This is a genomic window from Novosphingobium sp. BL-A-41-Hi4A-0G (genome assembly GCF_055521735.1).
This window is the reverse complement of record NZ_JBVFVU010000003.1, coordinates 157,419-176,573: the sequence shown is the minus strand read 5'-3', so window position 1 is coordinate 176,573 and position 19,155 is coordinate 157,419. Positions and strand designations below refer to the sequence as shown.

Here is a 19,155-nt window from a genome sequence, read left to right as displayed (position 1 = left end):
CCCCTAGGGAGGATATGTAAAGCCATGCAGCGCGTTGCATGGAGTTTGCGGATGACGGAACACAGGCACGAAAGTCACCCCGCGATCGTTAAGCGGCTCAACCGAGCGGGCGGTCATCTGCGGAGCATCGTCGAAATGATCGAAGCCGGGCGGTCGTGTGTCGATGTTGCCCAGCAGCTCCATGCCGTCGAAAAGGCGGTCGCCAGCGCGAAGAGAGCGCTGATCAACGACCATATCGATCACTGCCTCGCCCATGCCGAAGTAAGCGATGGTGTCGGATCGGCGGTCGAGGAGTTCCGCACGATTTCGAAATATCTTTAGCTTTGTCGCGCGATCGTCAGAATCTGACGAACGTCAATATTTTGTCCGCGCGGGTTGCGTAGAGGCAGATTTCGACAGGGTGATCGGCCAAAACTCCTGTCCTCAACGGCGCTGCGCCGTCGCCCGGCCATGAATTTCAGTAAGTTTGCCATGTTCGAGGTAAGCGAGACAAGATCCGTGCCCAATGCGAACAAGGCTCCGACCATCAAATTATGGGCAAACCAAAATGGTGCGCCGATGAGGAAAAGGCCTTTCATCCGCGTGGTTGAGGTCTGCAGTCGTGCGAGACTGCCCAATGCACTGCCGGCAAATGCCAAGGCCGACGCTATGCCGTGCCACGTCACGACCGAGAGGCAGGCCAACAGAATAAGAGACGCTCCATAAAGTCTCGTAACCACATAGCGATCGCGCACTGACGCGGAAATGACGAGCTGTGAGCATGAAATGAGGCAGGCTATCGCAGCAGTGGGCGAGCCCAGCATCAGGAAATAGAGCGCGAATGCGGCAGCACCCGCGCTCTGGATCTTGACCACCGTTCGATAGTCACTGAAAAATGGCCAACTCACGACGCTCAACAGCGCCACGCAGCCAAAGGCTGTGGCAATCACAACCGCCACCGCGCAGTTTTCCTGAACTTGATCCGCGTTTCGCGCCCAGCTCTCTTTTTTCTCATAGCTGAAGCGTGAAGGAACGAGGTTAATTACGCTTTAATGGCCCTCATAAAATTGGCCATTCAAGGCTTCTTTTGGATTGCCGTCACCTCACCGGCACTGCCAACAAGCGTAAGGTCGAAATCGACATTGTCGCCGACCTTCACAGCATCCGTGATCGCCGGCGCGGCCTTGAACGCCATTGTCATCGCTGGCCATTTGGCTTCGGGGATCGCGCCATGATCCAGAGTGATCATGCCTGCGGTTTTGTCGATGGCGGTGACCGTGCCATGGCCCTTAGCCTTGATTGCCGTGCTGGCAGCAGGCGCCATCGCCATATTGCCCATGTCGCCGCTCATGGCTGCGGTGGCAGGCACTGCCTGGCTGGTCTCGGCCGCAACCGGCGTTTCCGCTTTCTTGCCGCACGCGGCGGTCAGCGCGGCGAGGCTGAGGGCGATGGTCAGTCGGGCATAGTGCATGGTCTTCTCCTTGCAGGTTAAACAGGTTGGTGGAGGGGTTCTGCCCGTCGCCGCCGGAGCAGCAGATAGGCGGCGGGCAGGACGAACATCGAGAGGAGCGGCGCGGTCAGCATGCCGCCGATCATCGGCGCGGCGATCCGGCTCATCACCTCTGAGCCAGCCCCTGATCCCAGCAAGATCGGCAGCAGGCCGGCGAGGATGACCGCGACCGTCATTGCCTTGGGGCGGACGCGCAACAGCGCACCTTCGCGCACCGCCGCTTCGACCTGATCGGCATCAGGATCGTCACCGCGCTCCTCAAGCGCATTTTTCAAGTAGATCAGCATCACCACGCCGAACTCGGCGGAGACACCGGCCAGCGCGATGAACCCGACACCCGTCGCGACCGACTGGTTGAAGCCGAGCAGATAGAGGATCCAGATTCCGCCGGTGAGCGCAAACGGCAACGTACCCATGATCAAGGCGGCTTCATCGAACCGGCCGAAGATCATGTAGAGCAGCACGAAGATGATCAGCAGCGTCGCCGGCACGACCAGCTTCAATTTGGCGACGGCGCGCTCAAGATATTCGAACTGGCCAGAATAAGCGATGCTGACGCCGGGCGTGAGTTTCACCTGTTTCGCGACCGCACGCTGGAGGTCGCCGACCACAGAGGCGAGATCGCGGCCGCGGACATCGACATAGACCCAGGTCGATGGCCGGGCATTTTCGGTCTTGAGCATCGGCGGCCCTTCAGCGACCGAAACCTTCGCTACCGTACCGAGCGTGATCTGCTGCCCCGACGGGGTCAGGACCGGCAGTGTTCGCAGCCCTTCGAGGCTGTCGCGCAGTTCGCGCGGATAACGGACACTGATCGGATAGCGGGCCAGCCCCTCGACAGTCTCACCGATCGTCTCGCCGCCGATCGCGCCCGAGACGATCGATTGCACGTCGGTAATGTTGAGCCCGAACCGCGCCGCTGCGGCGCGGTCAATATCGACATCGACATAGCGCCCACCGGTCAGCCGTTCGGCCAGCGCAGAACTGACGCCGGGCACGGTCTTTGAGACGGTCTCAATGTCGTGGGCGATGCGATCGAGCTGGGCGAGATCGGCGCCCGATACCTTGACCCCTATCGGGCTCTTGATCCCGGTCGCCAACATGTCGATGCGATTACGGATCGGCGGCACCCAGACATTTGCGAGGCCAGGCAGCTTCACCGTTCGGTCGAGTTCCTCGACCAACTTCTCCGGTGTCATCCCTCGTCGCCATTGGTCACGGGGCTTGAACTGAATGGTGGTCTCGAACATTTCGAGCGGCGCGGGATCGGTCGCGGTCTCGGCGCGGCCGGCTTTGCCGAATACGCTCTCGACCTCGGGCACGGTCTTGATCAGCCGGTCGGTCTGCTGAAGCAATTGCGAGGCTTTGGCCGCCGACAGCCCAGGCAATGCCGAGGGCATGTAGAGCAGGTCGCCTTCGTCCATGTTCGGCATAAACTCACCGCCAAGGCGCGTGAGCGGCCACGCTGTGGTCGCAAAAGCGAGCGCCGCGATCAGCAGTACCGTCTTCGGCCGCTGCACCGTCCAGTCGAGCGCGGGTCGGTAGAGGTTGGTCAGCCACCGATTGACCGGATTGGACTGCTCGGGTGGGATCTTCCCCCGGATGAGCAAACCCATCAGCACCGGCACCAATGTCACCGACAGGATTGCCGCCGACGCCATCGCGTAGGTCTTGGTGAAGGCGAGAGGTGCGAACAGCCGCCCCTCCTGTCCCTCGAGTGTGAACACGGGAATGAAGGAGAGCGTGATGATCAGCAGGCTGAAGAACAGCGCCGGGCCAACCTCTGCGGCGGCCTCTGTGATGACGATCCACCGCATCTCGCCATCAAGATGCGCGTCCGGGTGATCCTGTTCCCAGTGCTCAATCTTCTTATGGGCATTCTCGATCATGACGACGGCGGCATCGACCATCGCGCCGATGGCGATGGCGATGCCGCCGAGCGACATGATGTTGGCATTCACTCCCTGGAACCGCATCACGGCAAATGCGGCCAGCACCCCCAAGGGCAAGGTAAGGATCGCGACCAGCGCCGATCTGACGTGCCAAAGGAACAGGCCGCAGACGATCGCGACGACGATGAACTCCTCGATCAGCTTGTGGGTGAGATTCTCGACAGCGCGGTCGATGAGCTGCGAACGATCATAGACCGTCACCACCTCGACGCCGAGCGGCAGACTTTTCTTCAGGTCGGTGAGCTTGTCCTTGACCGCCGCGATCGTCTCGCGGGCATTCTTGCCCGAACGCAGGATGACAACGCCGCCGGCGACTTCGCCCTCGCCATTCAACTCGGCGATGCCGCGCCGCATCTCCGGGCCGATCTGGATGGTGGCGACGTCGCCCAATCGTACAGGCACGCCGCCGGCCGCGGTCTTCAGCGGGATCGCGCGGAAATCGTCGAGCGTCTTCAGATAACCCGAGGCGCGGACCATATATTCGGCCTCGGCCATCTCCAGCACCGAGCCGCCCGATTCCTGATTGGCTTGGCTGATCGCCTGAACGGCTTGCTGATGGGTGACGCCATAGGCAGCGAGTTTCACCGGATCGAGTAGCACCTGATACTGCTTCACCATCCCGCCGATGCTTGCGACCTCGGCGACGCCGGTCACGGTCTTCAACTCATAGCGCAGGAACCAGTCCTGCAATCCACGAAGCTGCGACAGATCGTGGCGACCGGTCCGGTCGACAAGCGCATATTCATAGACCCAACCGACGCCGGTCGCATCGGGACCAAGCGCGCTGCGGGCGCTGGCCGGTAGCCGTCCCTGCACCTGGTTGAGATATTCGAGCACGCGGCTGCGCGCCCAATAGAGATCGGTGCCGTCCTCGAAGATCACATAGACGAAGCTGTCGCCGAAGAAGGAATATCCGCGCACGGTCCTCGCGCCCGGCACCGAGAGCATCGTGGTAGTGAGCGGATAGGTAACCTGATTCTCGACAATCTGCGGCGCCTGTCCGGGATAGGAGGTGCGGATGATGACCTGCGTGTCGGAGAGGTCCGGCAGCGCATCGATCGCGGTCGATCGCACCGCCCAGACACCCACGCCGATGAGGGCCAGTACGCCGATCAGGACGAAGAAGCGGTTCCTGACCGACCAGCGGATAAGATGGGCGATCACTGGCCCGCCACCTTGGTCATGCGCCGAACAGTCGGTCCCGTAGGCGGCCGATCAAAGCCGAAACGCACGCGGTCGCCGGTCTTCAGGCCCCGCGCGATCTTGGGGTCGGGAAGCTGGAAGGTCATCGTCATCGCCGGCCAGCCGATGGCGGGCACCGGCCCATGGCTGAGTGTCACCGAAGTGGCGGTGATCTGTTCGATCTTGCCGACAGTCTCATATAGAGCAGCGGTTGAGGCGGATTTTGCCGCAGCAGCACCGCCGATCGGCCTCGCCTCCACACCCGAGAGACTCGCCTCAGAATCGATCAGGAACTGGCCCGAAGCGACGATCTTCTCGCCCTCGCTCAGACCCGCCAGGATTTCGGTGTCATCGCCGGCTTCACGGCCGGTCTGCACCTCAGCGGGCCGGTAGCGCCCCTTGTCGAGCGCAAGCATTACCAAGGTCCGCTTGCCGGTACGGATCAGCGCTTCGGAGGGCACCAGCAGCGCAGGCTGCGTACTGCCGCCGAGCGAGACTGTGGCGAACATGCCGGGACGCAGACGCCCGCCGCGATTGGGCAGCTCGATCCGGACGGTGAGCGTCCTGCTGTCCGCCTGGGTCTGCGGCAGGATCGCCGAGACACGGCCCGACAACGTCTCACCGGGAAATGCGGCAAGTGTCGCCTGTACGCTTTGTCCGGGTTTAAGTGGCCCGGCGATCGCTTCGGGCACGGCGGCATTGAGCCAGACCGTTCCCAGGCCGTTGACCTCGGCAAGCGTCTGCCCTGCCGTCATCGTCATGCCGGTCCGGACGTCCAATGCCTTGATCACCCCGCCGGTCGGGGTGGAGATGGTGACGACATTGTGCGGCCGTCCCGTACGCTCGACAGATGCGATCGTGCCCGAGGGCATGCCAAGCAGCACGAGCCGCTGGCGCGCTGCCTGGGTGAGCGCCGCATTCCCGGTGCGACGGACCGCAAGAAATTCCGCCTGTGCACCGCCCCATTCCGGAGCGAGAATGTCGGCAAGCGGGGCGCCAGCGCCCACCACGTCTCCTGGCGCGCGACCATAGACCCTCTGGACGAACCCTCCCGCGCGCGCCTGTACGATCGCGACGTCGCGCTGGTTGAAGTCGATCGTACCCGTGGCGGTGAGGCTGCTCGCCAAACTGCCCCGGCGAACCGCGACGGTGCGAAGTCCAAGGCTCTGCGACGCGGAAGGGTCGATCGATATTCCCGGCGGAGATGCGCCTCCCCCTGCCTCATCCGCATAGCGCGGGATTGTCTGCATTCCCATCGATGACAGGCCCGGACCATCATGATGTTCGGCAGGGATCATTGGATCATACCAGTAAAGAATCTTGCGTGCTGGCGGTTTTAAGCTCGCCCCTTCGGGTGCTCCTCCCCTCCATTCGGCCACGGTGAAACCGATCCCGCCAGCGGCGAGCGCAAGAAGGGCAGCGACACCAAGGAGGCGACCGCGAGTTATTGTTACCTGACTCATCGCAGTTCGCTTCCATAGGTGAAGATTAAGCCGGCTCCGTCCGCGGCGACCTTGGCTTCACGATCAAGGGTGGTCAGAGTCGCATCGGCGAGAGCGACATAGGCGTCCGCGACATCGACGAGACTGGCGCGTCCGGCACCATAGCTGGCTGTTTCCAATTTCACGCGCTGTTCGGCGAGAGGCTGCAGCGTGTCCCGCGCGCGCATCCATTGCTCGTGATGCATGACATGGTCGGCAAGCTCGGCATCAAGGTCCGCGGCGAGCGCCCGCCGGAAGGCTTCACGTTCAGCCAGAACCCGCCCGGCATTCGCCTGAGCAGCCGCGATCCCGGCATTTTGACGATTGCGGGTGAAAAACGGCAGGCTGATCGTCACGCCGGCCGAGACATAATCGCCGAAGCGCGGATCACGACGTTGATAAGCAAGATTGACGCCGAAGTCGGAGCGCCGGCCTGCCTCGGCCAGGCGTACATCCGCATCCGCCTGCCCAGCCTGGGCCACGGACATCCGGATGGAAGGATGTCCGTCGAGTCCCGCCCGCAGAGCGACCGCATCGACGACAAAGTCCGGAATCGGCCCGGCAACCTCAGGAGCTGGATCGCCGGTCCAGCGGGTCAACATTGCCCGTGCCCGCGCGACATTCGACACCAGTTCGCTGCGGCGGTCCCGCATGGCCGCGACAGCCTGCTGCCCCGCCAAGGTCTGCGCTGGGCGCGCGGTGCCCGAGGCGACCGCGCCCGGCGTCGTTCCCACCACGCGCTCAAGGCGAGACAGAACACCGTCAAGAGCCGCAAGCCTGCGTTCGGCATAGGCCAGATTGATCCAGGCGAGCGCCACTCCGACCTCGACCGTGCGGGCCTCGACCGCGGTGTCGGCTTCGGCCACCTTGATGTCACTATCAGCGCGCGCTTGCTGGGCGTGCCGCTTGGCGAGATTGGGGATGTCCTGAGACACGCCGACCCGCGCCATTGTGAAATCGTCCCGCTGCGGCTCGAACGCGAGTGGCCCCGAGATCGGGAAGCTCTCGACACTCACGCCGAGCGTCGGATCGGGCAGCGCGCCAGCGCCAGGGCGTGCAGCCCGCGCGGCGTCGGTCCCAAGCGCCTTGGCCTTGATCGACGGTGCCTGTTGCTGCGCACGCTCAATTGCAGCATGGAAAGTTAGAGGCTCGGCAGAGGCCATGCCGGGGGCAACCGCCAGAAGCGGCGCATAAAATAAAAAGCGCATCAATTTCTCCTGATCGAAAGATCAGGCTGAATGAGCTCCGAACGATGAGGACGCAGCGATGCCGGCGTAGCGGACAGACCGTTCCACCGGCATCTCAGACCTGACCGTCAGGGGGGACTGATCCAGCCAGGACCTGATCCTAGCTGGCTGCAGCGCCGGAACGAGACATCATGCCATGCATCTCCTTCATGCAGTCTGCCGCACTCATCTTCATCATGTCACAGTTGCAGTTGGCCATCTGCGGAGCATCCGGCACCCAGACCCGCCGCTGCGCCGCGAGGGGTGCGCGAGGCCCATATTGCGGTGTGCTGCGCCACTCATAATGGCCTTGGTGAGACGGTGCATCGCCCTGAGCAAACGCCGGGGCAATCGTGAACGCGGAGGCGGCAGCCGCAATGATGGCGGCCGTAATCTTGAACGTCTTCATGATACTATTCCTTTGGCAAATAATCGTGGTTTAGCCGTAGGTCTGGCGCTGCGAGCCGAGGTACGCAGACTGCCAGCCTTACGGCCGAAGTCGATCAGCCAAGGAAAGTGGGAGGTTCGGGCTCAGGCTTTAGATCACTGCCATGCAGCGTCGTCGTCGTGGTCCAAAATGCCATCGCCTGATGCAAATCGGGTGACGACGGGACTGGAGGCGCATCCCGAAGAACGATCGGAACGACGCAGCCCATTGCTGCGATACAATCCAGTGTCAGCCCCTTGCAGGGCTTGCCGGCAGGCTGCTGTTCTTGAGCCATAGCTTTCATGCAGTCGGCACTCATCCCCGCCATCGCCATCGGCGCGGAAACTACGACCGGCGCAGACGCATATGCCGCAGCCTGACCGATCAGACCAACCATCGCTCCCAACAGGAGAAGAAGTTGCAGAGCACGTTTCACAGCCGTTATTTCTTACGCTTCGCGGAAGGAAAGAGCAATAAGGTGGTCACCCGCCATGCCGGGCAAATATCGTCTGGCCGGCCGATCCGAATGCGATGACGCTATAGGGTTGGGGCTTCTGGCCAGCGATTTCCATCCCCGGTGAACCCAGCGGCATGCCAGCCACGGCCAGTCCCTTTACACCCTTCGGGCGCTTCGCGAGCGCGCGCTTCATGTCGGCAATGGGAACGTGGCCCTCGAAAACCATGCCATCGATAATTGCAGTGTGGCATGATGCCAGCGCAGAGGGCACGCCTTGAGCGTGCTGAAAGCGGCCGCGTTGCTGGTCGTCGACGATGTTGATGCTTTGTCCAAATTGTCTGCGCACCTGGGCCGCCCACTGTTCGCAGCAACCGCAACCGGGGTCACGATGCATGACGATAGGCGCAGCTTCGGCGCTAGCGACGGAGAGGGCTGCCATTAACGCAGCGAGGGCAAATTTGAGTGTCATAGGATCCCTTGTTGGTTCCCCCGCCCAAGGGCGAGGGAAGGCTCTACTGTGCGCGCTTGTGGTGAGCTCTCAGCCAACCCTGAAGCTCGCCCACTCCGCGCGTTTGCTCGGTAATCGCTTTGTTCGCCATCATTCGAACCTGCGCATCCTTGCTGTCGCGCAAAACAATGCGTGACATCGCAATCGCGCCGCGATGATGCTCGATCATCTTGCGAACCCAGGTTTCCGTCGCATCGCCGCCCATGGCAGACATCATCTTCTGATGCATTTCCATCTCGGCCGGCGGGTACGGATTGGCTGCCGTGGGGTTCATCATCTGGCCCATGTCCATCTTGGAATGATCCATGCCCTGCATTTGCGCGATCGCGGGTGTGGTCAACAATCCGACGATCATGACGGCGACTATTTTCTTCACAATTCTCTCCTCAGCGCCCCGCATTGTTAATACGCACGAGCGCGCCATTGCCCTCGCCAGGCTGCAAAAATTTCCGAGAATGAATTGCGAAATCTACTTGCGAGCTAGAATAGCCTTCATCTCATCAATCTCGCGGCGCTGAGATTCCTCGATGCCGCCGCACAGACGGACGATTTCCGGGTCTTTCAAGGACGCCTCGCGACACATTAGGATCGCTCCCGAATGATGCGGGATCATCGAACGGAGGAAAGCCGTGTCACCGATCGTAGTTTGCGTGCGAATGAGCGCGAATGATCCGGCAAATATCGCCACCGAACCAATCAGAAGGGCCATGTTTGCGGTCTTCGACGGAAACATATGGCCCATCGCGAGGATCATCAGCACCACCATCGGCGCAACCATCATCAACGTCATGTAGAGCATATTGAGGTTATTGTAGAAGCTCCCCAGGCTATCAATCATAACGAACATCACCAAATACATGATGACGCCGCCGACCAAGGTCTGCAGGGCGAGGCTCGAATATGCATTTTTCATCATTGGTCGTCTCCTTTGGCCCCCGCCCCGATTTTCTCCGCGATATTCAGCCCTTGCGGCGCCGCTTTCGCGGCCACCGGAAATACAATAGCGCCGATCCCGCGATCGCCAGCGCGAGACCCCCTGCGGCAAAGCCCATCAGCCAGGGCGTGTTGAAGTTTTCATGGTTCTTCCAATCCATGATGTGGAGGCCCCAAAAGAAGTCATAGAGGCGCCATGTGCCATTTCTGACGGCAACGATCCGACCACTATTCTGGGCGACGTAGACATGCGTCGCGTCGCTATCGGCGAAATCCACTCGCCACGCCGGAAGCATGCCCTTATATTCAGTGCTGGCCGCCGAAACCGGGCGCACGCTCGTCTGAGCCGCCGTGCCGCGATAGGCTTGCACCGCCACCGCGCGAGCCACGGCAGCATTCAGCGGGGAAATGACCTTCGCGGTCTCGGCATCGTGGAGCATTACCGTGCCGTCGACGAGTTCGACTTCGGCAACCTCGCGTCCCAGAAGTGGGCGATATCGGACTTCGCGCACGGGCTTGGTTGCGGCGCGCAAGACGAGGTCCAGCGGCGCGCGCGATTGCGCCTGACCCAGCGTCGCGGGCGATATACGCTCCACGAGATGTTCACCGCGAACACGGTCAATTGGCAACACGCTCATGATCAGACCGCTGGCAAACCACAGCAGTAGTTGGACGCCGATAGTCAGGGCCAGCCAGCGATGGACGCGGCTAGCCCCAACGTGAGAGCGGAGCCGGATACTTCTCAGAACCAGGTCCGCACGCCAATGACGAAGCTCGTCGCCTTGACGTCCTTCCCATCGGCCCGCGCATAGTCCGCCGTCCGCCCAAACTTACGGTCGTAGGAAACACCGATATAGGGCGCGAATTCGCGGCGGACCTCGTAGCGCAGGCGCAATCCCAGCTCGGCATTGGACAGCCCCGATCCGATCCTTGTCTCAGGCACATTTTGAGCCGAAAGATTCAGTTCGACGCGGGGCTGCAGGATCAGACGCTGCGTGATGCGCTGATCATAATAGCCCTCGATCCGCCCCAGCACCTCGCCCTTGTTCGACAAGAACAAGGCTGCTTCCGTTTCGAACCAGTAAGGCGCGACCCCCTCGATTCCGATCGTCGCATACGTTCGGGACGGGTTGGGTTTGAAATCATATCGGACGCCGGCCTGCAGGTTCCAGTAAGGATCGAGCGCACGGCTGTAGAGCCCCTGAACTTCGGCACTGTCGACCCCTTCGCGAAAAGCCCCCTCTCCTTCGGTCTTGACCACGAGCCGGTCGAGGTCCTTGCCGAACCACGCCTCGCCATCCCAGCGATAGCCGTCGCGGCCGTTCCGGACCTGATATTCTGCCAGATTGAACAGGATCATCGAGCTGGTGCTGCCGCCATGTTCGTTGTGCAGCATGGTGCGCGAAGCGGCCATCTCGCCGTCTTTATAGACCCGATCGGCATAGTGATCGCTCGGAGGCGTTGGTGCAGGAGCGTTGCCAGGCGCAAGGCTCGTACCCCCTGCCCCATGACCCGTCATTTGCCCGTCCATCGCCATGCCGGGCATCGACGACATGTCGTGCTGCATCGGCTGACCGCCCGTGTCTGCCGGCATATTCATGCCAGGCATATCGTGGTTCATCGCACCGCCCGTCGACCCGGGCATCACCATGCCCGGCATGCTCGACATGTCATGGCCGGCATGCGGATCGGCCGCCGCAGGCGCTTTGCTGGCTGGCATGGTCATACCGGGCATATCGCCCATTCCCGACACGCCTTGCATAGCGGGCTTGGGCTTCGCAGCGGGCGCCCTACGCCTTGCGGGCGCGGGTCTGGCAGCCGGCTTCGCGGCGGTTGCTCGTTTGGCCTGACGTGGCGGCTTGGCCGCAGGCTTCTTCTTTGCTGGCGGCTGAGCCATCGGCATGTTCATGCCAGGCATGTTTTGCATCGATTGTGCGCTGGCCGGTACTGCGAGGGCGAGCGGCGCCGCGCCGATCAGGAGAAGAAGCGACTTCATGCGGCTTCTCCCCGAGGCCTGACAGAGACGACGCGCATCATCCCGGCATGCATGTGGTAGAGCATATGGCAATGGAACGCCCAGTCGCCGACCGCATCTGCGGTGACGTCGAAACTTACCTTGCCTCCAGGGGCGACATTGACCGTGTGCTTGCGCGGCGAATATTCGCCATGCCCGGTCACCAGCTCGAAAAAATGTCCATGAAGATGGATCGGGTGCGACATCATCGTGTCGTTCACGAGCGTGACGCGGACCCTTTCGTTTTCGATAAACGGAATGGGCTCGCGCTTGTCGCTGAGCTTCACCCCGTCGAACGACCACATATAGCGTTCCATATTCCCGGTTAGATGGATCTCCATCGCACGATCGGGCGCCCGGACATCCGGGTTGCGCTCCACGGCCATGAGATCGCGATAGACAAGGACGCGGTGCCCGACATCTTCAAGGCCCTGTCCGGGCTCTCCCGTGCGATCCATCGGCACGGGCGAGATCGTCTGTACACCAGGCCCCATCTTGACCTGCGGGGCTTTGCTGGCGTCGCGCATGTTCATGCCGCCCATTCCACCCATCGCCATGCCGCCCATTGCGTCACCAGCAGGCGCTGCCATCCCGGGCATATTGGCCATGGCACCACCTGCGGTCTTATCCGTGCCGGGCGAGGCGCCGGACCCCATGTCCATGCCCGCCATACCGCCCGCGGCGGCTCCGCCGGCTGCCATGTCGTGTCCCACCGCTGCGTGGTCCATGCCGGACATGCCGCTCATGTCCATGTCCCCCATGCCCATGTCCTTCATATTGGCGAGGGGCCGTTTGCGAAGCGGAGGGACTTCGGCTGTCATGCCTTCGCGCGGGGCCAGGGTGGCGCGCGCCATGCCCGACCGATCGACGGATTCGCCAACCAGCGTATAGGCGCGGTCATCCGCTGGCGTGACGATAACGTCATAGGTCTCGGCGACCGCAATCTGGAATTCATCGACCTCGACGGGCCTGACATTGAGGCCGTCTGCCTGAACGACCGTCAGTTTGAGGCCGGGAATCCTGACGTTGAATGTCGTCATAGCAGAGGCGTTGACGAAACGCAGTCGAACCCGCTCGCCCGGCCTGAAAAGCGCGGTCCAGTTGTCCTGAGGACCATGCCCATTTACAAGGTAGGTGTAGGTTGAACCGGTGACATCAGAGACGTCAGTGGGGTCCATCCGCATCTTGCCCCAGTCCAGGCGTTCCTTGAGCGGTTGATCTTTCCCGGCCAGGAGACCGGCAAGCGTCTGGCGCTGATAGTTGAAATAGCCGCCACCGACCTGCTTGAGCTTCTTGAAAATCTGGTGCGGATGCATCTGGCTATGGTCGGAAAGCACGATGACATGCTCGCGGTCTGACTTGATCGGATCCTCGCCTTCCGGGTCGATGACGATCGGTCCATAATGGCCCATCTGTTCCTGCAACCCCGAATGACTATGATACCAATAGGTGCCAGCCTGAACGATGGGGAACTCATAGACGAAGGTTGATTTAGCCTTGATGCCGGGAAAACTGATCCCGGGCACACCATCGAACTGGAACGGCACGAGCAGGCCATGCCAATGGATCGAGCTGTCTTCCTCAAGATCGTTGATCACCGACAGGCGCACGGTCTGGCCCTGACGCAAACGGATCAAGGGCGCAGGCACAGTGCCGTTGATCCCGATCGCATGGCTGGCCCGGCCGTCGATCATCATCATCTGATGCGCGATCTTGAGCGTGATATCGTTCCCGTTCACAGTCGGGAGCGGCTTCACGATCCCGGCTGCAACAGGCTGAGCCCATGCCGGCATCCAGGCCGACAAAGCCAGGCCACCGCCCGTAAGCGCGGCGCCGCGGAAAAGGTCGCGGCGGTTCAATACCGGGGGCATAGTGTCTCCTTGTTCAACGTGCAGCACTCTGGGTCCGCAAAGACGCTCAAGCGCGGTATCTCTCTTTCCTTACGCGCGAGCGGGACGCACCCCTCACGCCTCGGCCAAGATTTCTGCAAGGCGCGCCCGCGCCCGGTAGAGACGCGTCTCTACCGCCTTGCCGCTGATCGAGAGCGCGGTTGCGGCTTCCGACTGGTTCAGTCCTTCGACGGTGCGAAGCAACAGAACTTCTCGCAATGGAGCAGGTAATGCGTTGATAGCGGCCGCCATTCGCTTGAGCTGCATTTTCGCGTCAGCATTGGCATGTGCGGAAGGTGCCTCATCCGGCACTTGTTCGATCTCGTCGTCGGACGCGGCAGAACCGAAGGTGAAAAGCTGCCGCACCTTCTGTCGGCGCCGCCAATCGCGGCATTTGTTGATCGCAATCCGGGACAGCCAAGCCCGTAGCGGCCGCGCACCATCATATTTTCGCAGATGGCTGAATGCGGATACAAAGCAGTCCTGGGTAAGGTCAAGCGCGTCCTCGGCATTTCCGACGAGGCCGCGCACCAAGCGAAATATCGCAGCCTGGTGTCGGTGCATGATCTCCGCGAAGGCTGGCTGCCGACCCGCGAGCGTCAACGCCGCAAGTTCACCGTCGGAGCACGCCTGAAGATCCAGACTCACCGTACATCGTCGGTGAGCGCATGTACCACCGCCTGGTCGAAGGTCTTGGCCTGATCAGGGCGCAAGATCTGGCGCATGGCGAAGATATGACCAAGTGTTTCCTTTTGCAGCGCACCCATGGCCTGATGTGACTGATCGACGGCCGCCGCCACCCGCGGTCCGTTACCATGTTCGGTTTCGATCGCGGCTGCGAGACGCGCATTGTCCGCTCTCATTTCGAGCTCCAGTGCGCGTCGGCGCACGGCGAAGCGCTGCTCAAGAAGCTCGATTTGAGCCTTCTGACGGTCGTCCAGATCCAGCTTGCTGTGCAATACGTCGTGGAGTTCGACCCCGGCTGCCTTGGGCTGCGGGAAGAAGTAGCGACCCAGGAACACCCCCGCAACGGCCGCAACGAAGGCGACGATTGCGATCAGAACGAGCAGCTTCGGCTTCATCGAGGGCCCGCCAGCAAGGTTGAGGGAGCAAGCGGATTGGATGGCCCGAAAGGCGAGAGTGTTACCGATGCCTCGGCAGGTGGCGTGAATCCGTTGCTCGCGATACCGAGCAACACCGCGCCAAAGGCGGCCACCGCGCCGAGCCTGAGTTGAGAAGCGGCCGAAACCTGCGGCAGGGCGGCAATGCGCCTGAACACGGCCTCTTCCAGACCGATAAGGGCCGGATGTCCCGGTTCGTTTCGCAAGCGGGCCAAAAGCCCATCTAAATCCATATTCATCGCAAAATCCGATCTCTTATTTGGTAGGGCGCGCTGGCGCCGGACCCACCTTGCCCATTGTTCCCTCTATCGGTCTGTCCGTCAAAGCACCGCTGTCCTGAGCGGAGCCCGACTGCCAGCGCCTGCCGGGTAAGCACCACATCGTTATGGCATCGTCTTCTTCATGCCGGGCATATCCCTCATCATCGCGTCATGGTCTTCGGGCGCGCTGGCAATTGCGGCTTGATATTGGGCCGGGGTCATCTGCGGTAGCTTCCGCACAAAGGCGACCATATCCCAAATCAGTTCATCGCTATGCGTTTTACCCCAGGCCGGCATCGCGGTCAGCTTGACCCCATGCTTGATGATCCAGAATTGCGCCTTTACCGATCGCTGCTGTTCCCGGAAAAGCTCCGGAGCCCTGGGATAGAGACCTTGGCTGATCTCCGACTTTTCCAAACCCGGCCCGAGATGGCAGCCGCTGCACATCTCGGTGTAAAGTCCTGCGCCGCTCTGCAGCCGTTTCACGTCCGCTAGGTTGGCTGGGACGCTCACGTTGCGTGACCGGACGGCGATCGAACGATCACGGAGCTGCTCTATGAGCCAATAAACCGGCTTCGTGTGCGGCGCATCAGCCCCTATGTCATAGGCACCGACATACACGACGATCCCAGCAAGCGCTCCGCCAACTAAGCCGGTCGCGGCAATAAAGCCTACGCTTGGAAAATGCCTCCGCAGCCATGCTGTCCTCGAATTTTCCATCGCGTCCTCCCGAGCAGAATGCGTCCCTGGATCCTCGGTGATCTCGCACCCATCCAATTGAGCATACGCACGACGCGCGTTCATCCCTCATCGGCCGCGCAGATCTCTGGTGCGAACCCGTAGGCCTCCCGACATTGAAGAAATCTTGGAAGCTAAATGAGGGGTCGCGCCACGCGGTGCGTAAATCGCTTTGTCGGCAGTATCGCCGCCCATGGAGAAATCGATGTTTCGTAAAACAGTTTTTGCCGTCGCCATGGCGGCGTCTGTCCTCACCGCTACTGCTGCCCAGGCCCACCCCAAGCTCAATAGCGCAACCCCTGCCGCAAATGCCGTGGTCGCCGCTCCGACCAGGATCCAGCTCGTCTTTTCGGAAGCATTGGTCGCGCAATTTTCCGGGATCGACCTGACGATGACCGAAATGCCCGGCATGAAGATGGGGCCAATGAAGATCAACGGCGTCAAGGCGACCGTGGGTGCAGACGGCAAGACGCTTGTCGCTACGCTGGCCAAGCCGTTGGCAGTTGGAACCTACAAGGTCGACTATCACGTCGTTTCTACCGACACACATCGCATTCAGGGCAGCTATACCTTCAAGGTCCAGTAAGAACGTGCCGGACATCATAGCGATCGCGGTCAGGCTAGGCCTTTACCTCGATCTCATGCTCCTCTTCGGGTTGCCGATGTTCGGCCTCTATACGTTGCGCGGGACCGAGCGGGCATCCGGCTCGGTCCTGCGCTTCCGCTCAGTCTTGGCGACAATAGCACTGGCCGGCATCGGACTATCGATCCTGGGCATGATGGTGCTCGCGTCCTCAATGGCAGGCGTTCCGCTCGATCAGGTGGACCGCGCCACGGTCAATCTTTTGATATCGGGCACGGCGATCGGCACAGTCTGGCAAGTGCGGGTCGCGGCCCTCCTGCTCGTGCTGTATTTTTCCATCGTCGGATGGCGTCGCCCCGCTTTCGCGCTGTGGTCGCTGTCCGTCACCGCCGCAGTCGCTCTCGCAACCTTGGCCTGGACCGGTCACGGCGCGGCCGATGAAGGCTTGCGGGGATGGATTCATCTTGGCGCCGACATCACCCATCTATGGTCCGCAGGCATATGGGTAGGAGCACTATTCGCCTTGTGCCTTCTCATTTTCCGCCCTGCCGCCCGCATGGCGATAGATCATATCCACCTCTCCCACCGCGCGCTGGATGGCTTTGCAAAGGTCGGCTCGGCTGTCGTGGCGCTGCTTATCCTGTCGGGCTTCGTCAACAGTTGGATTCTGATCGGACCGTCCAGGCTCGGATCACTTTTAACCAGTCTCTACGGTCTACTGCTGGCAGGAAAGCTGATCCTGTTCGGCGTCATGCTGATGCTGGCCGCCACCAATCGCTTCTTCCTGACGCCCTCCCTTGCTGCGGCCATTGAAACCGGCAACACATCCTCGGCGATAGGGTCACTCCGCCGCAGCCTCGCCATCGAGACCGGATGCGCCATCGCTATTCTTGCCCTCGTTGCCTGGTTGGGCCTGTTGGCCCCGCCTGCATCCGGGATGTAGGTCATTACGGCAGGGCGCGCGAAATCGCCTTGATCGCTTTCAAGCCCGAGCCAAAGCGGGAAATCGACTCCTTGTGCCGTTCGAGCTCGTCATAAGGAAGATAGGCGATTTCCAGGTCCGCGATCCGGCTGAATGCTGGCCTTGCGATTTGCGCTCGCACTTCGCTTTCGCGAGCATCCGGAGCGACAAGGAACAATCCTGCGGTGGCATGCAGATCGCTGCCGCTGAGGGCAAGATCGAGCATCCGGACGATGCCCGAATAGATGGAGGTCGAATGTTCGACTTCGAAGGCTGCCGCGACACGGTCGCCGCCCTGCTCCAGCCACAAAACATCGATGAGGCGGATGGCGTCCGCGCCGGTCGATGTCGAAATCGAAGCCGGCAAGCTCTCTAGGCAACCCTCTCCCAGGCGCACACCGTCATGCAGTCGGCCCCGATCGTTGGATGCGATCCAGATGTCATACCCCAGCGCCAGACCGATATCGCGGAGCCACGCCTGAATTTCCGAATGGGTTCGATCACTCTCCCCCTGTTTCTGCATCGCTTTGTTGAGCGTCTGTGCTTCCGCACGGGCTTGCTCAAGCCGCGCGGTCCACGATCCCACGGTCTGGTCTTCCTCGTCGCGCGGCGGCGCCGGGTAGCGGCCTGAGCCGATATCGAACAGGAGGCCGCCAATGGCGCCGAGATCGTTCGATAGCAGGTCGCGAAACCGCTCGTTCAGGTCGAGCACGCCCGAGCGCATCGCAAGAAAATGGTGCCAGCTTCCGAGCTTCACCTTGCCGCCGGTCAGCTTGTTATAGCCGTTGACGATCGCCGTGTTGAACGGCGGAACGAGCGTTGGATGCAGGAAATAGAGGAGATTGGCGACCGCTGGCCCAAGCCCCTTGATGTTCAGCCGATCGATCGTGTGAATGCCTGCAATGATTTCTTCCGCAGTGTCGCAGCAAGCGCAATGATCGAGCAATCGGCCGAACGCGCGTTGGTTCGCCGGGTTTTCATAGATGTCGGGGATGCGCAATTTGGGCTTCCAGAGAAACGCATGATCCGCGCCTTTGAAAATCTGTCTTTGCTCGGCGACCGAATGAACGACTGTTTCCAGCGAAGAGCCGCGATAGGCCACGCCAAACCGACCGGCTTCGATCTCGGCCACCACCTGAGCCAAACCACGCCTGATCGAGCGAAAATTCTTGATCCGCTCGTCCCATAGAAACCAGCTTTGATAGGTCGCGTTCGGGTCTTCCTTCCATCGTTGGATCAGTTCCCGCGCCAGCAATTCAAAGTCCGCCAAACCCCGTCCCCCCTTCGCTTCGATCCTCGCCGAGGCTAGCACTCTGCCCCGTATACGACCAGTTTTTGCGCAGCCGTACCGGACGAAAACCGGCAGTCGTCATCGGATATCGTCTGGAATATGCACCAGCAGGTCACGGGTGTAGTCGATCAGGAGATCGCCAACGGTTACCCCGTACAGCGCGAGGAACAAGATGAACGCCAGGAGCTTGGGGACGAAGCTCACGGTCTGTTCATTGATCGACGTCGCAGCCTGGATCATCGAGATTATAAGCCCGACCACGAGCATGATTATCAGCGGGGGTCCAGCGACAAGCATGATCACCCAAAGCGCCTGGCCCATCGAAACCGAAAAAGGGCTGTAGGTCTCCATCTCTCCCCAGTCGATGATGGTGTCGTCGCCCCCTGACGTTGCGACCTGTGGTTGTTGCGGGGCGAGCGACAATGGAGAGCGATCGGTAATTCCAATCCGTCTTCGCCACGTCCGCTCGCCCCCGCGCCACGCTGCGACCCGTGGGCACCTGAGCTGTCCATCCAGTTGGCGATGGGCTTCATCTGAATTTACGCAGCGACGGGGCTTACCCCTCACGAGCTACTGCTTTTTTTCGAGGAACGCGCGCGCATTCGAGGGAAGGAGCGGGCTACCGCGTAATACAAGTGACGAC

The 19,155-nt window shown here is 61.3% G+C and carries 22 protein-coding genes; 3 read left to right on the top strand and 19 right to left on the bottom strand.

The window, feature by feature from the left end:
- The first annotated feature begins 51 nt into the window (after positions 1–51).
- The gene (locus ACZ1JX_RS20715; RefSeq protein WP_088185138.1) at positions 52–321 is read left to right on the top strand and encodes a metal-sensing transcriptional repressor; all 270 of its coding nucleotides are present in this window, start codon (positions 52–54) and stop codon (positions 319–321) included.
- Here the strand turns inward: ACZ1JX_RS20715 and ACZ1JX_RS20710 are convergent.
- From ACZ1JX_RS20710 to ACZ1JX_RS20630, 17 genes are all read right to left on the bottom strand, one after another.
- The gene (locus ACZ1JX_RS20710; RefSeq protein ID WP_333970736.1) at positions 318–938 is read right to left on the bottom strand and encodes a YgjV family protein; all 621 of its coding nucleotides are present in this window, start codon (positions 936–938) and stop codon (positions 318–320) included. The two genes, ACZ1JX_RS20715 and ACZ1JX_RS20710, sit on opposite strands and share 4 nt — an antisense overlap.
- Before the next feature lie 116 nt (positions 939–1,054).
- Positions 1,055–1,450 (bottom strand): copper-binding protein, encoded by a 396-nt coding sequence (locus ACZ1JX_RS20705; protein WP_333970735.1) that lies wholly within the window; start codon positions 1,448–1,450, stop codon positions 1,055–1,057.
- Positions 1,451–1,467: 17 nt separating this feature from the next.
- Positions 1,468–4,605 carry an efflux RND transporter permease subunit gene (locus ACZ1JX_RS20700; protein ID WP_465126921.1) on the bottom strand — a complete coding sequence of 1,046 codons (3,138 nt, stop codon included), beginning with the start codon at positions 4,603–4,605 and terminating at the stop codon, positions 1,468–1,470.
- On the bottom strand, positions 4,602–6,086 hold the full coding sequence (locus ACZ1JX_RS20695; protein ID WP_333970733.1) for an efflux RND transporter periplasmic adaptor subunit: 1,485 nt from the start codon (positions 6,084–6,086) through the stop codon (positions 4,602–4,604). Before ACZ1JX_RS20695 ends, ACZ1JX_RS20700 begins: the two co-directional genes overlap by 4 nt.
- On the bottom strand, positions 6,083–7,312 hold the full coding sequence (locus ACZ1JX_RS20690) for a TolC family protein (protein ID WP_333970732.1): 1,230 nt from the start codon (positions 7,310–7,312) through the stop codon (positions 6,083–6,085). Before ACZ1JX_RS20690 ends, ACZ1JX_RS20695 begins: the two co-directional genes overlap by 4 nt.
- 139 nt (positions 7,313–7,451) lie before the next feature.
- Positions 7,452–7,739, bottom strand: coding sequence for a hypothetical protein (locus tag ACZ1JX_RS20685; RefSeq protein ID WP_333970729.1), 288 nt, complete (start codon positions 7,737–7,739; stop codon positions 7,452–7,454).
- Positions 7,740–7,833: 94 nt separating this feature from the next.
- Complete coding sequence (locus ACZ1JX_RS20680) at positions 7,834–8,193, bottom strand: hypothetical protein (protein WP_088182525.1); 360 nt, start codon at positions 8,191–8,193, stop codon at positions 7,834–7,836.
- Positions 8,194–8,239: 46 nt separating this feature from the next.
- Positions 8,240–8,683: a DUF411 domain-containing protein gene (locus tag ACZ1JX_RS20675; protein ID WP_333970726.1), complete on the bottom strand. Its 444-nt coding sequence runs from the start codon at positions 8,681–8,683 to the stop codon at positions 8,240–8,242.
- Between the two features lie 43 nt (positions 8,684–8,726).
- Positions 8,727–9,122: a DUF305 domain-containing protein gene (locus ACZ1JX_RS20670; RefSeq protein ID WP_333970767.1), complete on the bottom strand. Its 396-nt coding sequence runs from the start codon at positions 9,120–9,122 to the stop codon at positions 8,727–8,729.
- A 69-nt stretch (positions 9,123–9,191) separates the two neighbouring features.
- Positions 9,192–9,638, bottom strand: a complete 447-nt coding sequence (locus ACZ1JX_RS20665; RefSeq protein ID WP_084356045.1) for a DUF305 domain-containing protein — start codon at positions 9,636–9,638, stop codon at positions 9,192–9,194.
- A 43-nt stretch (positions 9,639–9,681) separates the two neighbouring features.
- Positions 9,682–10,317, bottom strand: a complete 636-nt coding sequence (locus ACZ1JX_RS20660) for a hypothetical protein (protein ID WP_256960029.1) — start codon at positions 10,315–10,317, stop codon at positions 9,682–9,684.
- Between the two features lie 80 nt (positions 10,318–10,397).
- Entirely contained in the window at positions 10,398–11,651 is a 1,254-nt protein-coding gene (locus ACZ1JX_RS20655) for a copper resistance protein B (RefSeq protein WP_088182529.1), read from the bottom strand.
- A complete protein-coding gene (locus ACZ1JX_RS20650) occupies positions 11,648–13,540 on the bottom strand; it encodes a copper resistance system multicopper oxidase (RefSeq protein WP_333970723.1) in 1,893 nt (630 codons plus the stop codon). Before ACZ1JX_RS20650 ends, ACZ1JX_RS20655 begins: the two co-directional genes overlap by 4 nt.
- A 93-nt stretch (positions 13,541–13,633) precedes the next feature.
- The gene (locus tag ACZ1JX_RS20645) at positions 13,634–14,206 is read right to left on the bottom strand and encodes an RNA polymerase sigma factor (protein ID WP_088182531.1); all 573 of its coding nucleotides are present in this window, start codon (positions 14,204–14,206) and stop codon (positions 13,634–13,636) included.
- A complete protein-coding gene (locus ACZ1JX_RS20640; protein WP_088182532.1) occupies positions 14,203–14,640 on the bottom strand; it encodes a periplasmic heavy metal sensor in 438 nt (145 codons plus the stop codon). The genes ACZ1JX_RS20645 and ACZ1JX_RS20640 overlap by 4 nt, the downstream gene beginning before the upstream one ends.
- A complete protein-coding gene (locus ACZ1JX_RS20635) occupies positions 14,637–14,918 on the bottom strand; it encodes a hypothetical protein (protein WP_088182533.1) in 282 nt (93 codons plus the stop codon). The genes ACZ1JX_RS20640 and ACZ1JX_RS20635 overlap by 4 nt, the downstream gene beginning before the upstream one ends.
- Before the next feature lie 144 nt (positions 14,919–15,062).
- Complete coding sequence (locus ACZ1JX_RS20630; RefSeq protein ID WP_465126920.1) at positions 15,063–15,659, bottom strand: c-type cytochrome; 597 nt, start codon at positions 15,657–15,659, stop codon at positions 15,063–15,065.
- A 223-nt stretch (positions 15,660–15,882) separates the two neighbouring features.
- On the opposite strand from ACZ1JX_RS20630, the gene copC reads away from it, so the two are divergent.
- Positions 15,883–16,263: a copper homeostasis periplasmic binding protein CopC gene (copC, locus tag ACZ1JX_RS20625; RefSeq protein ID WP_129927286.1), complete on the top strand. Its 381-nt coding sequence runs from the start codon at positions 15,883–15,885 to the stop codon at positions 16,261–16,263.
- Between the two features lie 55 nt (positions 16,264–16,318).
- Positions 16,319–17,203 carry a copper homeostasis membrane protein CopD gene (gene copD / locus ACZ1JX_RS20620; RefSeq protein WP_465126919.1) on the top strand — a complete coding sequence of 295 codons (885 nt, stop codon included), beginning with the start codon at positions 16,319–16,321 and terminating at the stop codon, positions 17,201–17,203.
- A 4-nt stretch (positions 17,204–17,207) separates the two neighbouring features.
- Here the strand turns inward: copD and ACZ1JX_RS20615 are convergent, their stop codons facing one another.
- Both ACZ1JX_RS20615 and ACZ1JX_RS20610 read right to left on the bottom strand, forming a co-directional pair.
- Positions 17,208–18,491, bottom strand: a complete 1,284-nt coding sequence (locus ACZ1JX_RS20615) for a type II restriction endonuclease (protein WP_465126918.1) — start codon at positions 18,489–18,491, stop codon at positions 17,208–17,210.
- Between the two features lie 99 nt (positions 18,492–18,590).
- Positions 18,591–18,863, bottom strand: a complete 273-nt coding sequence (locus tag ACZ1JX_RS20610) for a flagellar biosynthetic protein FliQ (protein WP_088182557.1) — start codon at positions 18,861–18,863, stop codon at positions 18,591–18,593.
- Positions 18,864–19,155 lie beyond the last annotated feature (292 nt).